This window comes from Streptomyces sp. NPDC004266 (assembly GCF_042874095.1).
Lineage (GTDB): Bacteria > Actinomycetota > Actinomycetes > Streptomycetales > Streptomycetaceae > Streptomyces.
The window spans coordinates 271626-286934 of the sequence record NZ_JBIAMM010000013.1 but is presented as its reverse complement, the minus strand read 5'-3'; the positions used below and the strand labels follow the sequence as shown (position 1 = coordinate 286934).

Here is a 15309-nt window from a genome sequence, read left to right as displayed (position 1 = left end):
ACGGCGAGGACCGGGTGGCCGTTGCGGACGGCGTCGGAGAGCCGCTCGACGAGCAGCAGGCCGACGCCCTCGCTCCAGCCGGTGCCGTCGGCCGTGTCCGAGAAGGCCTTGCAGCGGCCGTCCGGGGACAGTCCGCGCTGACGGCTGAACTCCACGAACATGCCGGGGCTCGCCATGACCGCGGCGCCGCCGGCCAGCGCGAGCGAGCACTCGCCCTGCCGCAGCGACCGCACCGCGAGGTGCAGCGCCACCAGCGACGACGAGCAGGCCGTGTCCACCGTGATCGCCGGGCCTTCGAGGCCCAGGGTGTAGGCGATGCGACCGGAGGCGACGCTGCCGAACTGGCCCGTCAGGAGGTAACCGTCGACGCCGCCCTCGGCGGCGTCCGCGAGCCGCGGGCCGTACTCCAGGCCGTACGTGCCGGCGAAGACGCCGGTGTCGCTGCCGCGCAGGGTCGTCGGGTCGATTCCGGCCCGTTCGAACGTCTCCCAGGCCGTCTCCAGGAGCAGCCGCTGCTGCGGGTCCATGCCCGTCGCCTCGCGCGGGCTGATGCCGAAGAAGCCGGCGTCGAACTCGCCCGCGTCGTAGAGGAATCCGCCCCGTGCCGTCGTCGACTTGCCGACGGCCTCCGGGTCGGGGTCGTACAGGTCCTCGTCCCAGTCCCGGTCCTCGGGGAACGGGCCGATGGCGTCGACGCCGTCACTGACCAGCTTCCACAGGTCCTCGGGCGAGGACACCCCGCCCGGGTAGCGGCAGGCCATGCCGACGATCGCGATCGGCTCCCCGGGGTCGACGTCCGCGCGGCGGGACGTGATCCCGGGCACCACGGGCGTCTCGTACAGCAGCGCGTGCAGATGCGCGGCGAGCGCGCCGGGCGTGGGGTGGTCGAAGGCGACGGCCACGGGCAGCCGCAGCCCGAGCGCCCGGGCCAGACGGTTGCGCATCACGACCGCGGCCGAGGACTCCAGGCCGAGGTCGCGGAACGTGTCGCCGGGCGCGCCGATCGCGGCGCCCCGGCCGGCCCCCAGCGCGTGCGCGGTCTGCTCCCGTACGACCTCCAGGAGGCGCCGACGGCGCTCGTCCTCGGTCGACGCGTCCAGTTCGGCGCGGAGCCCGGTGACGGAGCGGGCCGCCTCGGCGGCGTCCGCGGCGGTGTCGTACGGAGGCAGCTCCAGACGCACGGGCTCACCCACGGCCTGGCCCTTGCCGCCCCGGTCCTCCCCGCCCCGGTCCTCCCCGCCCGGCTCCTGGCCGCCCGGGTCCTGGGCCTGCTGAAGGGCCGCCGCCCGGGTCAGGTCGACGGGCAGGCCGTGCGTCCACAGGTCGGCGAACGCCGCCGACAGGGCCTGCCGCCCGTCGCGGTCGCGCACCAGCGACCCGGCCACCACGACGTCCGCCGCGAGACCGGTGTCCTCGACCGTCTCCTCGACGGCCATCTTGAGCACGGGATGCGGCGCGGTCTCCAGGAACACGCCGTGACCGTCCGCGAGCAGCGCGCGTACCGCCGACTCGAACTGCACCGGACGGCGCAACTGACCCGCCCAGTAAGGCCCGTCGAGCTCCGTCGTGTCCACCGCGGCGCCGAGCGCGGAGGAGTAGAAGGGGATCCGGGACGCGGCGGGCCGTACCGTCCGCAGCTCCGCGAGCAGCCGGTCCGTGATCGCGTCCACCTGCGCCACGTGGACCGGCACGTCGGACCGGATCCGGCGGGTGCGCACGCCCTCGGCGGCCAGCGCCGCCTCCAGCTCGCCGAGCGCCTCCTCCTCGCCCGAGACGGTCACCGAGCCGGGACCGTTGACGGCGGCGAGACCCAGCCGGTCGCCCCACGGCGCCAGACGCTCCCGCAGCTCCTCGGCGGGCAGCAGCACCGCCACGATGCCGTGGCCACCCGCGAGTTCGTCGGTGAGGGCCGCACCCCACACCGCCGCGATCCGCAGTGCCTCGGCCCGGGGCAGCGCCCCGCACGCGTGCGCGGCGGCCATCTCGCCGATGCTGTGACCGACCACCGCGACCGGCTCGACGCCCAGCGAGCGCCACTCCTCGGTCAGTGCGATCATGACGGCCACCAGGGCCGGCATCACGACGGCCGCGGACTCCAGCCTCGGCGCGCCCTCGGTGCCCCGCAGGACGTCGAGCAGGTCCCAGCCGACCAGCGGGCGCAGCTCGTCGGCGCAGGCGGTGAGACTGCTCCGGAACGCCTCGGAGCCGTCGAGCAGGTCGACGCCCATGCCGTCCCAGTGCGCGCCGAACCCGGAATAGACGAAGACGGCGCCGGGCGCCGCCCCGTCCTCCGGCGGCCGGCCCCGCCGCACCTCCGCGTCGGCGTCCTCGATCCGGTCGTCCGCCAGTGCCCGCAGCCCCGTGAGCAGCTCGTCGCGGTCCCGGCCGAGGACCACGGCCCGGTGGCCGGCGGCCTCGTCGGCCGCCGCCAGCGCGCTCGCGGCCGACGCCGGGGACAGGCCGGGGAGGCCGTCGAGCAGTTCCGCGGCCGCGGCGGCGCGGACTCGCAGCGAGGCCGGTCCGGGCGCCGAGACCGGCCACAGTACGACGGGGCGGGGTGCAGCAGTCATCGTCTACCGTCTCCGAATTTCGGTGTGCGCGGGTTCAGGTCGAGCTGGGGGGGGTGGAGAAGGGGGGCCCGGGGCCGGCGCCCTCAGGACCGGGCGGTGTGCTCGGCGGCGAGCAGCGAGGCGACGAGCCGGAGCACGATGCCGGGCGCCGTGCGGTGGAAGAAGTGCCCGCCGGCCAGGGTGAACACCCGGAAGTCGGCCGTCGTGTGGCGGGCCCACTCGGCGGCGAGCCGCGGTGTCACCAGCGGGTCGCTCGACCCGGCGAGCGCCCGGATCGGGACCGGCAGCGGGTCGGGCGCCGCGGTGGCGCCCGGGCCGGAGGCGTGGCTGTGCACGAGGCTCAGGTCGTCGCGCAGCACGGCGACGGCGAGCCGGAGCCACTCCGGGTAGCGCCGCACCAGCTCGGGCAGTCCGCCGAGGCCGGCCATCCACGCCGTCAGCTCCTCGTCGGTGCGGCGCTGCGGCGGGACGCCGTCGTCAAGGTGCGGCCGGTGCGGCGGCGGGCAGGCCCCCACGAGGAGCTGCCGGGGCGGCACGAGACCGCGCTCGATCCGCCGCCGGGTCAGCTCGTGGGCGACGATGCCGCCCATGCTGTGCCCGTAGAAGGCGTGGGGAGCGTCGAGCAGCGGGTCGAGCGCCTCGTCGAGCTCGTCGACGAGCCGCGCGAACTCGCGCAGCCTGGGCTCCTTGACCCGGTGCTCACGGCCGGGCAGCTGCACCGGCACGACGGCGACGGCGCCGCCCAGCCGCTCCTGCCAGCCGGAGAACGAGGAGGCCGCGCCGCCCGCGTGGTGGAAGCAGAACAGCCGCAGCGGCGCCCGCGTCGGGTCGGGCTGCCGGGGCAGCAGATACGCCGAGCGGGCCGGGCCCCGGCCGGGGACCTGGGCCGGGCCCGGGCCCCGGCGGGCCGGCACGGTCGTACCGGACCCGACGGAGGCGCCGGTCACGTCTCCACCGTCCGTGCCGCCGCCGTGAGCAGGAAGACGTCGTGGAGGCTGGTCGACTCCAGGACCTGCGTCATCGGCACCCGCTGCCCGGTCTCCCGCTCGATCGCGGTCAGCAGCGTCAGCAGGTGGAGCGAGTCCCAGCCGGGCAGTTCGTCGAATCCGGCGCCGACCGTCGCGGGCGTGAGGGACAGGCCGACCTCGCTCTCCACGAGGGTGAGGAAGTCGTCGAGGTTCTTCACTGGTGCAGCCCTCCCAGGCTCAGGGTCAGCCGGACGTGTTCCGGCGGCGCGGTGATGTCCGCCAGGTCGTGGCGGAAGAGGACGGGCGAGCCGTCGAGGTCGCCGCCCGGGGCGGCCGGGGCGAAGCCGTTGGCGGGGTAGAAGTCCCGGACCTTGCCGTTCTTGGCCGACGGCCGGTAGCCGGCCCGTACCGTGCTCAGGCCCTGCTCACGGGCGTGGCCGAGCAGTGCCGACAGACAGGCCTGCTCGATGCCTCGGGCGAAGACCCGGCAGCTGAGCAGGAAGTTGTCGATGACGAGGGCGTCGTCGTCGCGGTGGGCGAGGACGGCGCCGACGAGGCCGTTGTCGCCGAACCGGTCGCCGGAGCGGATGGTCAGGACGAGCGAGCCCGGCGCGGCCGCCCGCTCGGCCACCTCGGCCTCCTGGAGCCGCTCGGTGGTCAGATTGAACTGGTTCGTGCGCAGGGTGAGTTGGGAGACCCGGGCCAGTTCGGCGGGCGAGGCGTCGGCGAACCGCACCTGGACGTCGAGCTCGCGCAGGTAGTCGTCGAGGGACGAGAAGCCGTCCAGGAAGTCCTTGCGGTCCAGCTCCTCCCGGTACCGCTCGGGGCGCTTCAGGTCATCGGCCGTGACGTCCCGTACGGTGAACCAGCCGTCCCGCAGCAGCTTCTCGACGTGCAGCGCCGGTTCGTCGTCGAGCGCGACCACCGCGACGTCCGGCAGCTCGCGGGTGACGAGGCCGCACTCGTACGGACTGTCGTCGGCGAACACGAAGCCGTCGACGCCGAGGTTCAGATCGGCGGCCAGCTCGCGCAGGTTGTCGTGCTTGGGGCGCCAGTTGGCGATCACGCGGACGAAGTCGTCCTCGCGCAGCGTCATGTCCGGGTGCGAGCTCAGCACCTCGCGCACCGGCTCCAGGTCGTTCTTGCTGACCGCGGCGAGCAGCACGCCCTGGGAGGCGATCTGCCGCGCCGTGCGCTGCAGCCTGCGGAAGGCCTCGCCGCGGTAGGAACCGGAGACCTCGATGCCCTCGACCCCGTCGTCGCCGAGGATCCCGCCCCACACCGTGTTGTCCAGGTCGAGGACCAGGACCTTCTTCGCCCGCCCGGTGGTCGCGCGGAGCACGCCGGCCAGCTCACCGGCGTACGCCGCCTGCGCCTCGGGCGACAGCTCGGTGTGCGTGTAGACGCCGAGCCGGTCGTCGCGCAGCGGCAGGGCCGCGCCGAGCAGCGGGTCGAGGTCCAGGACGGTCAGCGAGGGGTGCCCGTCCATCAGGTGCAGCAGGCGCGCGTTGGCCTCCCGCCACACCGCGCCGAGCCGCGCCCGGTCGCGCAGCGCGACCAGCTGCGCCGGCCACTCGCGCGGCAGCGGAAGGGTGTTGAGGACCAGCGTGCCGCGGCCCGCACGGCCGAACGTGCCGGCGAGCCCGTCGAGCAGCCGCAGCTTCTCGTCGAAGACCCGGGCCACGTCCTCGGGCCGCCAGGGCAGCGGGACCTCGTCGAAGACGACGGAGGCGTCCAGGAGGCACACGACGGCGTCGGACTTCGCCGCGTACAGCTCGCTCCCGGTGTCCGACAGGTCGAAGACGTAACCGTCGAAGTCGGACACGTGCGGGCGCAGCAGCAGTCCGTGCCGGGCCAGCTCGGCGGTGACCGGCGCGACGAGACCGGACACGGTGCTGTGCCCGGTGAAGGCCACCGACACCACCGGCGTGTCGGGGTGTTCGGCGAGCACGGCGTCCGGCCCGACGCGGGCCAGCAGGTTGCCCGCCCAGCGCCGCCCGGCGGTGTCGGCGGCGCCGACCAGCGCCCGTACCCGCGGGTACTCGGCGGCCACCCGGCCCCGCTCGTGCAGCGACCGCAGCGTGTCGTCGTCCGTCTTCTCGACCATTCCCAGCTCTCCCGTGCGTCGGGTGCGACGTCGGCCATGCTTGGCGAGCGTTCTAAAGCCGCCCTTGCAGCCGTCTATGCCGGGTCTTGCGGATCTCGGCGCGGGGCGCGAGGCCACAGGGCGCGGGGCGGCGCGGCCGGGGCACCGGAAGAGCGGCGTCAGCGCGGGGTTAGGTCCTCTTAAGCCGTGGTTTGGCGGGCCCGCCTAGATCTTGCTCCGCACCACGGCGTGATCGGCGGCCGGCCGAACCGGCCGTCGCAGCGACCGCGATTCCTCGGAGGAACACATGGCGACCGCACTGACCGCAGAGCTGGAGTTCGACCTCGACCTCGACCTGGAGGTCGTGGTCCAGGACGCCCCGGCGACGGAGGCCAAGTCCTTCACGGGCACCGGCACCTGTCTCTCCTGCCCGGTCACGTCCTGGCACTGCTGATCGGCCCCACCGGCTGATCAGGCGCCGGGCGGCACGGCCCTCCGGGGCCCGCGCCGCCCGGCGCACCCATGCCACTGCCACGCACGCACGCACAGAACGGACCGGGGACGGACACGTGACGGACAGCGAGATCTTCGACGCCGCCGGGACGGTGCTGCTGCGCGCCGCCGCCCGCCCCGTGCCCCCCGCCGCCGGCGCGCCCCCCGCTTCCGGCGCCGCCGGCCTCGCCTCCGACGAGGCACTGCGGGCCGAGGTCGTGCGGCTCGCGGCCGACCCGGTCTTCCTCGCGGCGGTACGGCTCGCCAGCCCGAGCCTGGCCGACGAGGCCGAGAAGGTGCGGACCGGGGCCCCGGTCAAGCGCAGGCGACTCGTACGGACGGTCGTCTCGCTGACCAAGTACCGCCTCCGGACGACCTTCCGGGCCACGCCCTTCGGCCACTTCGCGGGCGTCGCGCTCGCCGGTACCGCCAGCGGCACCGGTGCCGGCGTCGTGCGGGAGGTGGGTGCCGCGCACCGGAGCGCGAGCCGGCCCGACGCGGCCTGGCTGCACGGCCTGCTCGCCGACGAGGTCGTCACGGCCCCCGGCCTGCGCGAGCGCGCCGCCCTGACCGCCAACCCGCTGCGCACCGTACGCGACGGCCGCGTGGTCCTCGTCGACCACCACGATCCCGGTGGGAAGCGCCGGCTGGCGCACTCCGTGCGGTCGGGCGCGGTCGTCGCCCACGTCCTGGAGCGGGCCGCCGAGCCGGTCGCCTGGCCCGCGCTGGTCGCCGGACTCGCCGAGCGCTTCCCGCAGGCCCCGGCGGCGACCGTGGAGCGGACGGTGGAGCAACTGGTCGGCAGCGGATTCCTGTTGAGCGACCTGATGCCGCCGCCCGACCACACGGACCCGCTCGGCCACGTCCTCGACCGGCTCGCGGGCGTCGACCACCCGCTGCCCCGGGCCCTCGCCGGGATACGCGCCGGACTCGCCGCCCTGGACGCGGCACCGCCCGCCGGGCGCGGCCCGGTGCTCGCCGAGCTCACCGCCCGGATGCGGGCGCTGCGCGAGGCCGACGACCTGATCCAGTCGGACCTGCGGTTCGACGCGCGGCTCGTCCTGCCGGCCGAGGTCGGCCGGGAGGCCGAGCGGGCCGCCGCCGCCCTCTGGCGGACCACGGCCACCCGCCCCGGCATGCCGCACCTGCGCGCGTACCACCTCGCCTTCCTGGAGCGGTACGGCACCGAGCGCGCCGTGCCGCTGCTCGAACTCCTCGACGAGGCACGCGGCCTCGGCCTCCCCGAGTCCTACCGGAGCGGCGCGGACGGCGCACCGGCCGAGCCGACGGCCCCCTCGGCGGACGGCCGCCGCCGCGACCAGCTCCTCGGCGAACTGCTGCGGGCCGCCGTGCGGAGCCCGGACGGGGGCGGGGACGGCACCGCCGAGATCGTGCTCGACGACACGGTGCTGGACGCCCTGGGCGCGCAGGACGGGCCCACGGACGGCACCGCCCCGGAGCGCGGAGCGCCGGCCTCGCTCGAACTGGGCGCCGAGCTCGCCGCCGACAGCTGGGAGGCCCTGCTCGCCGGCGACTTCCACCTGGTCCTGGGCGCGAACCCCGGTTCGCCACGGGCCGGCGCCACCTTCGGCCGCTTCGCGCCGGTCCTGGCCGACGGCGGCGCGGCGCTCGGCGCGATCGTCGCGCGGGCGGAGGGGCAGCCGGATCGGCCGGGTCGGCCGGAGGAGAACCCGGCAGGGGACCCGGCCCGGGCGCGGACCGGCGAGCTGGTCGCCACCGTCGCGTACCGGCCCCGCGTCGCCCGTTCCGCGAACGTCGCCACCGTCCCCCCGTTGCTCCCGTACCGCATCCCGCTCGGCGTCCCGGCCTCCGCCGCCCGCGGCGACGTCACGGACCTGCGCCCCGAGGACCTCGCCGTCCACGCCGACCTGGACCGGATGTGGGTCGTCCACGCGCCGACGGGCCGGACGGTGCGCCCGGTGTCGCACTCGATGCTCAATCCCGGCAGCGGTCATCTGCCGTACGTGGCGCGCTTCCTGCTCGATCTCGGCTACGAGGGCCACGACTGGTGCGCCCCCTGGAACTGGGGCTCCTGGGCCGCCGCCCCGGCCCTGCCCCGGGTCCGGCTGGGCCGCGCCGTGCTCGCGCCCGCCCGCTGGCTCCCGGACAGCGCGCTGCGCGAGGACGCCGCCGCCCGCGCCGACGGCACGGGGCCGGGCTGGCGCGAGGCCGTCGCCGCGTGGCGGCTGCGCCTCGGGGTGCCCCGGTACGTGCTGCTCGCCCGGGCGGACAACCGGCTCACGGTCGACCTCGACGACCCGCGCCATCTGCTCGTCCTGCACGACGAGGTGAAGCGGCCGCAGGGCCTGGTGGTCACCGAGTGGTACGGCGGCCCGGACGGCACGGGCTGGTTCGCCGGGCCCGACGGCCCGCACGCCTGCGAACTGGTCGTCCCGCTCTTCGCCCGCCGGCCCCGTGCCGCGGCCGCCCCGGCCGCGCGGCCCGCCGCCGCGCCGGCGCCCGCCGGGCGGCGCGGCGTGCTGCCCGGCGGCGAGTGGCTGTACGCCAAGCTGTACGTCCCCGACGGCCTCCAGGACCAGGTCCTCTCCCGGCACGTGAGCCGGCTCGTCGACTCGGACGCGGTGCGGGCCGCCGGGACCGGCGGCTGGTTCTTCCTCCGCTACGCGGACCCCGATCCGCATCTGCGCCTGCGCTTCCGGGGCGAGCCGGAGACCCTGTGGCCGGTGCTGCTGCCGGCCGTACGGGAGTGGGCGGAGGAGCTGCGGGACGCCGGCCTGACCGACCGGCTGGTGCTCGACACGTACGACCCCGAGACGGAGCGGTACGGGGGTCCGGCGGCGCTCGGCCACGCCGAACGGGTCTTCCACGCGGACAGCGCGGCCGTGCTGGCGCAGCTGGCCGGTGGCGGCAGCGGCGGGCTGCCGGTGGTCACGAGGGCCGCGCTCGGCATCCTCGACCTCCTCACCGGGCTCGGCAGCCCGGAGGAGGCCCTCGACTGGCTCGGCGACCCCCGCTTCCTGGCCCGGCGCTCGGAGGTCGCCCGCGCCACGAAGGAGACCGTCGCCGCCCTCTTCTCCGGCGCCGCCGACTCCGAGACCCACGTCGCCGATTCCACGACGCGCACCACCGATTCCGCGGCCTACGCCGGTGATTCCCCGACGCGCGCCGCCCGCGCCGGGACGCTGACGGCCCTGCGCGGCGCCCTCGCCCCGTACCGCAGGGCCCCGGTCGCGCTGAGCCTCGCGCACATGCACTGCAACCGGCTCATCGGGCCCCGTCGCGAGGAGGAGGTCCTCGCGCACGTGACGGCCCGCGAAGGCCTGGCCCTCGCCCTCGGCAGGAAGAGGCACCACCGATGACCCACGCCCTCCAGGGCGGCCTGGACGGCGAAGCCCCGGCCTCCGCCCCGGCCTCCGCCCCGGACCGCGGCCCGGCACCCGGTCCCGCCCCCGGCGCACGTTCGCGCGGGTCCGCGCTGCGCGTCGCCGTCGACGTCGCCGAGCGGTCGCGTGATCCCGAGCGGGTCGCCCGGGTCACCGCGGAGGAGTTCGCCGGGGTGCCGGGGGAGTTGATGCTGCCCGGCTGGCAGCCGGCCTCCGTGCTGCTCGGGCATCCCGGCGTCGCGCTGCTGCACGACCGCTGCGCGCGGCACGACGACGCGTGGCGCGCGGCCGCGCACGCGCACCTCGCCGCCGCCACCGCGCTCGCCCCGCGCGAGGGACCCGCGGCCGTCGGGAACCTCGTGCTGCCCGCCCTGCTCGGCGCCGAGGCCACCGGCGGCTACGCCCGGCTGCTCGAACGCGCCACCGGCGTGCTCGCCGGGCACGCCCGGGACCGGGCCGCCGCGCTGCGCGAGCGCCGGGACGCCGGGCTGTCGTACCTCGACTACGACGTCGTCGCGGGCCTCACCGGCCAGGGCAGGGTGCTCCTCGCGGCGGCCGTCCGGGACGACGAGCGGGCCGCGGAGGCCCTGGAGGACGTCCTCGCCCTGCTGGTCGCGCTCACCGAACCGCGGCGGGTCGACGGCGTCGAGGTCCCCGGCTGGTGGTGCGCCCCCGAGCGCTACGCGGTGCCCCGCGACCGGGCCGCCTACCCGCGCGGCGACTTCAACGCGGGCGCCGCCCACGGCGTCTGCGGCCCGCTCGCCCTCCTGTCGCTGGCCCACCGGGCCGGCCACGGCGTCCCGGGCACCCTCGACGCGCTCCGGCGGATCACCGACTGGCTGGACGGTCACGCGTACGAGGACGGGCACGGGGCGGTCGCGTGGCCCGGCCGGGTCTCCTTCGACGAGGAGACCGGCGCCGCGCCGCCCGCCCGGGGCGCGACGACGCGGGCCGGGTGGTGCTACGGCACCGCCGGCATCGCCGGCGCGCTCCACCTGGCGGGCACGGAGCTCGGCGACGCCGCCGTCTCCCGCCGGGCCGTCGACGCGATGACCGCGCTCCTCACCCGGCCGCTCGCCGAACTCGGCGGCGACGACCCGGGCTTCTGCCACGGCCTCGCGGGCGTCCTGCACGCCGCCGTCCGGCTCGCCGGACGCACCGGAGAGCCGGCGCTGTGGCGCGGCGCCGACCGTCTGGCGGACGCGCTGGTCTCCCTCCACGACGCCGAATCCACGTTCGGATACCGTCAGTTGGTCCGGACTCCCGGCGGTACTGTCGTCCTGGAGAGCCCGTCCCTCGTCGACGGCGCCGCCGGCGTGGCCCTGGCCCTCCTCGGCTACGCGGAGGCGGCGCACGCCGAAGGGCCGCGGGACCCGGCCGCCGCCGCGGACGGGACCGCCGCGGACGGGCTCCCCGCGGACTGGGACGCGGTCTTCCTGACCTCGTGACCACCGCGTGGACACCGCCTTCCGGCCACGCCCCTCCGGCCGCACCGGAACCGACCGACGACGGGAACGACGGCATGACCGAGAGCAAGGGCCGCCTGCTGGCCATCAGCGACCTGCACGTCGCCTACCGGGAGAACCGGGCGATCGTGGAGTCGCTGCGGCCCACGACGGACGAGGACTGGCTGCTCGTCGCCGGAGACGTCGGCGAGCAGCCCGAGGACATCGAACGGACCCTGTCCCTGCTGAGCGAGCGCTTCGCGCGGGTGGTGTGGACCCCCGGCAACCACGAGCTGTGGACGACGAAGGAGGACCCGGTCCAACTGCGCGGCCAGGAGCGGTACGAGCACCTGGTCGCCCTGTGCCGCCGCCTCGGCGTCCTGACGCCCGAGGACCCGTACCCCGTGTGGCACGGTGCGGGCGGCCCGGTCACGGTGGCGCCGCTCTTCCTGCTGTACGACTACTCGTTCCGCGTGCCCGGCGTCACCACCAAGGAGGAGTCCCTCGCCCGAGCCGAGGAGAACGGCATCGTCTGCACCGACGAGTTCTTCCTCCACCCCGACCCCCACCCCAGCCGCGAGGCCTGGTGCGAGGCCCGCGTCGCGCTGACCGAGAAGCGCCTCGCGGCCTGCGACCCGGAGCTGCCGACGGTGCTCGTCAACCACTACCCGCTCGTCCGCGAACCCACCCGGATCCTGCGCCACCCGGACTTCGCGCAGTGGTGCGGCACGGAACGGACCGCGGACTGGCACCTCCGCTTCCGGGCCCGCGCGGTCGTCTACGGCCATCTGCACGTCCCCCGGACCACCTGGCACGACGGGGTGCGCTTCGAGGAGGTGTCGGTCGGCTACCCGCGCGAGTGGAGCCGGCCCCGCCACCCGGAGGTCGGCCTCCGCCGGATCCTGCCCGAGGAGCCCGGGGAGGGAGAGTGATCGAACGCCTGGTGCCGGAGGGCGTCGTCGCCGTGGACGCCTTCGAGGACGTCGCCGAGCCCGGCGACCTCCACCCCGCGGAGGCCGCCCTGATCGCGAGGGCCGTGGACAGCCGGCGGCGTGAGTTCACCACCGGCCGCTGGTGCGCCCGGCAGGCCCTGGCGGGCCTGGGCGCGCCCGCGGCGGCGCTGCTTCCCGGCCCGCACGGCGCACCGGTCTGGCCCGGGGGCACCCTCGGCAGCATCACCCACTGCGCGGGCTTCCGCGCGGCGGTCGCCGCCCGCGCGCCCGCCGTCACCGCCCTCGGCATCGACGCCGAGCCGAACGAGCCCGTGCCCGACGGCGTCCTCGCGGCCGTCGCCCTGCCCGGCGAGCGGCGGCACCTGGGCGAGCTGGCGCGGGCGGAGCCCCTGGTCCGCTGGGACCGGCTGCTGTTCAGCGCCAAGGAGGCCGTGTACAAGTCCTGGTACCCCTGGACCGGTCAGCGCCTGGACTTCGAGGACGCGGCCCTCACCTTCACCCTGGACGGAGGCACGGACGGCGACGGAGGCAGCCGCCTCGGCGGCTTCACGGCCCGCATCCTGCCCCTCGCCCCGCCCGCCGCCGCCCTGCCCGACCGGCTCGAAGGGCGCTGGCTCGCCGAGCGGGGACTCCTGCTCACCGCGATCACGGTCGCCTGAGCCGTCCGCGGGGACAGGGCCGGGACAGACCCGACGTCGCCCCGGCGAAGGCCACGGGGCACGGCTGGTCCCGAGCGAGGACCTCCCCCGCCGGCCCGTCCGGAAGCCGGGCGGACCGCCCGGAACCTGCCTGGACCGCCCGGACCACCGGGAACCCGGCCGACACGGCGGCCCGGGGGCCGCCGCCCCGCCGCCGCCCGCCGCCCGGTTCCGCGCATGCTCCCGGGACGAGCGGGCAAGGGCCGGGAGAACGAGTCGGTGGTGGCAGAGCCGGGACCGCCGACCCTGCGGCGTGCCACCGACCCCCGGGAGGCGATCATGGGATTTCCGCTGCCCGACACCGTCGAAGAGCTGAAGGACCTCATCGGAGGTGAGGTCTCCGCCCTGCGCTCCTCCGTCCGCCGCAACGCGGACCGGCCTGCCGCCCCCACCCCCGGGGACGAGGTCACCGCCTCCGTCCGGACGCTCGTCCCCGGGCCCACCCTGCCGGCGCGCAACGACACCGGGACGGGCTGCCTCTGCAGCACCCACGACCCCGGCGCCACCGGCACCTGCTCCGTCCTCGGCGCGATCCCCGCCTCCGCCGTCCTCCTCGAACCGGTCCCCGACGAGACCGGGGTGGTACGGGACTTCCGCATCGTCGCCGGCAACCGCGTCCGCTCCGCCGAGTGGCTGGAGGCCCCCGACCGCCAGGTCGGACAGCGGTTCCTGGAAGCCCGGCCCGGAGCGGCCACGAGCGGACTCCTCGCGGCGCTCACCGACGTCGTCGCCGGCGGCGGCCCGCTGGAGGGCCGCGTCGTCGACTACACCGAGCAGCGCCTGGGCCGCCTCCACCGCGCCCCGCTCCTCTACTCGGCGGCGCTCTGCGGCGAGCAGGTCCTCGCGACCTGGCGGCCCGTGCAGAGCCAGACCGAACTCATGACGATCGACGCCCAGTACCTCGCCTCCCTCGGCTGGGGCAACTGGGACCTGCTCTCGGGGAAGGTGACCTGGTCGGAGGGGCTGAGCCGGATCTTCCACGCCGACGTCGGGATGCCCTGGCAGCTGGAGCAGCTCTGCGACGCACTGCTGCCCGACGACCTCACCGCGTTCGCCGAGTTCCTCACCTCCGTCCTGGCCGGGGAAGAACCCGCCTGGACCCGCATCCGCTTCCTGGTCCTCGGGGAGGTGCGGACGCTCGACCTGCTCGGACGGCCGGTCGTCGGCACCGACGGGCGGCCGTGGGCGGTGAACCTCGTGGCCCGTGACCTCACCCCGCAGATCCGCAGCCGCCGCAGGCTCGCCGAGACGGAGCGCGAGTCCGACCGGCTCCGGCGCCAGACACGGGCGGAGCGGCGGGTGGCCGACGCGCTGCGCGAGGCCCTGCTGCCGACCCACTCCGAGGCGCTGGCGGCGGTCGGCCTGACCGTGGCGGCCTCGTACGGACCGGCCGAGCCCGACGCGGCCGTCGGAGGCGACTGGTACAAGTGCCGCCTCCTGCCCGACGGCCGGGTCCTGGTCGCCATCGGCGACGCCGCCGGCCACGGTCTGGACGCGGTGGCCCGCATGTCCCAGCAGCGCCACGCCCTGGCCGGCCTCGCCCAGACCGGAGCGTCCGCCGGCGAGATGATGACCTGGCTCAACGAGCTGGTCTGCAGCGACCCCTCGGAGCAGACCGCCACCGCCATCGCAGGCCACCTCGACGACGCCCGCACCCTCCACTGGGCCGACGCCGGCCACCCCGCGCCCCTCCTCCTCCGCGACGGCCACGCCCGCCCCCTCCACACGGGCAAACGCGGCCCCCTGCTCGGAGCGCTGCCCGGCTACGCGTACGAGACCACCACGACCCCCCTGAACCCGGGCGACCTCCTGCTGCTCTACACCGACGGCATGGTCGAGCGCAGGGGGGAGGACGTCACCAAGGGCATCGACCGTCTCGCCGACCTCGTCGGCCGCTCGCCGGACGTGTCGCCCCAGGACCTGATCGACGCCGTCCTCGCCGACCCCGACCAGGCAGGCCACGAGGACGACGCCTGCATGCTCGCCATCCGTCTCGACTGAACGACGAGGCGAGCGCCGGCTCCCGGTTCCGGGGGCGGGGACGGCAGCCCCCGCCCCCGTCAGAGCCCGCCGAGCCCCGGAGCGCCCCAGACCGGGAACCACCGCTCCATGTCGGGCTCCATCGGGAGGTCACCCGCGAGCAGCCCTCTGACCTGCAGCTCAAAGGCGTTGTCGCGGGTCTCGGCACGGTCCGCGCGGGGCGCGAAGGGATAGAACGTGCCGCGCTTGTAGAGGTACACGAGCGCGAGGTCCGGGGGCCGGCGGGGGCCGGCCGGGGCCTTCCCCGATCCGTCCTCCGTCCCCGGAAGACGGAAGGCGGTCAGCGAGCAGAGCAGGTTCGGGCCGAAGCCGACCTCCTCCAGGAGCGCGTTGACCGCGTGCAGGTCGTTGACCAGCGCGATCAGGTCCTCGGCGGGACGCCGGACGGTGAGCCAGGTGTAGCCGTACGCGTCCGAGGCGTACGTCACGGGGTACGCGCCCGGCCCGGCGCCCTCCGCCCCGCCCTCGTCGGGCGCGGCCGCCACCTCGACGTCGAGGAGGTCCCTTACCTCCTCCTTCAGGCGCGCGAACGCGCCGCCCTCCACCGCCGCGAAGCACACCGATCCGGCGCCGGCCGGCACGAAGCCCGTGCCCGCCTGAAGGGTGAGCGCGGCGGCCGGCAGCCCGAAGAGGCGGTCCAGGTCCGGCCGCACCGGCCGATCGCGCCCGAGGATGCTGTCGAGGAATCCCAC

At 76.2% G+C, this 15309-nt stretch carries 11 protein-coding genes; 6 read left to right on the top strand and 5 right to left on the bottom strand.

From position 1 onward, the window contains the following. The 4 genes from ACFYUZ_RS29000 to ACFYUZ_RS28985 all read right to left on the bottom strand — a co-directional run. The coding region (locus ACFYUZ_RS29000; RefSeq protein WP_389314111.1) for a beta-ketoacyl synthase N-terminal-like domain-containing protein at window positions 1–2570 on the bottom strand (2570 nt) is incomplete at its 3' end. A gap of 83 nt (window positions 2571–2653) precedes the next feature. After that, window positions 2654–3517: a thioesterase II family protein gene (locus ACFYUZ_RS28995; protein ID WP_389314109.1), complete on the bottom strand. Its 864-nt coding sequence runs from the start codon at window positions 3515–3517 to the stop codon at window positions 2654–2656. After that, on the bottom strand, window positions 3514–3756 hold the full coding sequence (locus ACFYUZ_RS28990; protein WP_389314107.1) for an acyl carrier protein: 243 nt from the start codon (window positions 3754–3756) through the stop codon (window positions 3514–3516). The genes ACFYUZ_RS28995 and ACFYUZ_RS28990 overlap by 4 nt, the downstream gene beginning before the upstream one ends. After that, window positions 3753–5645 (bottom strand): HAD-IIIC family phosphatase, encoded by a 1893-nt coding sequence (locus ACFYUZ_RS28985; RefSeq protein WP_389314105.1) that lies wholly within the window; start codon window positions 5643–5645, stop codon window positions 3753–3755. Before ACFYUZ_RS28985 ends, ACFYUZ_RS28990 begins: the two co-directional genes overlap by 4 nt. 286 nt (window positions 5646–5931) lie before the next feature. Between ACFYUZ_RS28985 and ACFYUZ_RS28980 the strand changes: the two genes are divergently transcribed. The 6 genes from ACFYUZ_RS28980 (at window position 5932) to ACFYUZ_RS28955 (ending at window position 14578) form a co-directional block, all read left to right on the top strand. Beyond that, window positions 5932–6078, top strand: coding sequence for a hypothetical protein (locus tag ACFYUZ_RS28980; RefSeq protein ID WP_389314103.1), 147 nt, complete (start codon window positions 5932–5934; stop codon window positions 6076–6078). A 115-nt stretch (window positions 6079–6193) separates the two neighbouring features. Continuing rightward, window positions 6194–9457 carry a lantibiotic dehydratase gene (locus ACFYUZ_RS28975; protein ID WP_389314101.1) on the top strand — a complete coding sequence of 1088 codons (3264 nt, stop codon included), beginning with the start codon at window positions 6194–6196 and terminating at the stop codon, window positions 9455–9457. Next, window positions 9454–10929, top strand: coding sequence for a lanthionine synthetase C family protein (locus ACFYUZ_RS28970; RefSeq protein ID WP_389314099.1), 1476 nt, complete (start codon window positions 9454–9456; stop codon window positions 10927–10929). Before ACFYUZ_RS28975 ends, ACFYUZ_RS28970 begins: the two co-directional genes overlap by 4 nt. Window positions 10930–11003: 74 nt before the next feature. Further along, a complete protein-coding gene (locus ACFYUZ_RS28965) occupies window positions 11004–11858 on the top strand; it encodes a metallophosphoesterase family protein (RefSeq protein WP_389314097.1) in 855 nt (284 codons plus the stop codon). Further along, window positions 11855–12538 carry a 4'-phosphopantetheinyl transferase gene (locus ACFYUZ_RS28960; protein WP_389314095.1) on the top strand — a complete coding sequence of 228 codons (684 nt, stop codon included), beginning with the start codon at window positions 11855–11857 and terminating at the stop codon, window positions 12536–12538. Before ACFYUZ_RS28965 ends, ACFYUZ_RS28960 begins: the two co-directional genes overlap by 4 nt. A 216-nt stretch (window positions 12539–12754) precedes the next feature. Next, window positions 12755–14578 carry a PP2C family protein-serine/threonine phosphatase gene (locus ACFYUZ_RS28955; RefSeq protein WP_389314093.1) on the top strand — a complete coding sequence of 608 codons (1824 nt, stop codon included), beginning with the start codon at window positions 12755–12757 and terminating at the stop codon, window positions 14576–14578. A gap of 59 nt (window positions 14579–14637) precedes the next feature. Here ACFYUZ_RS28955 and ACFYUZ_RS28950 read toward each other — a convergent pair whose 3' ends face one another. Next, window positions 14638–15309, bottom strand: coding sequence for a hypothetical protein (locus ACFYUZ_RS28950; protein ID WP_389314091.1), 672 nt, complete (start codon window positions 15307–15309; stop codon window positions 14638–14640).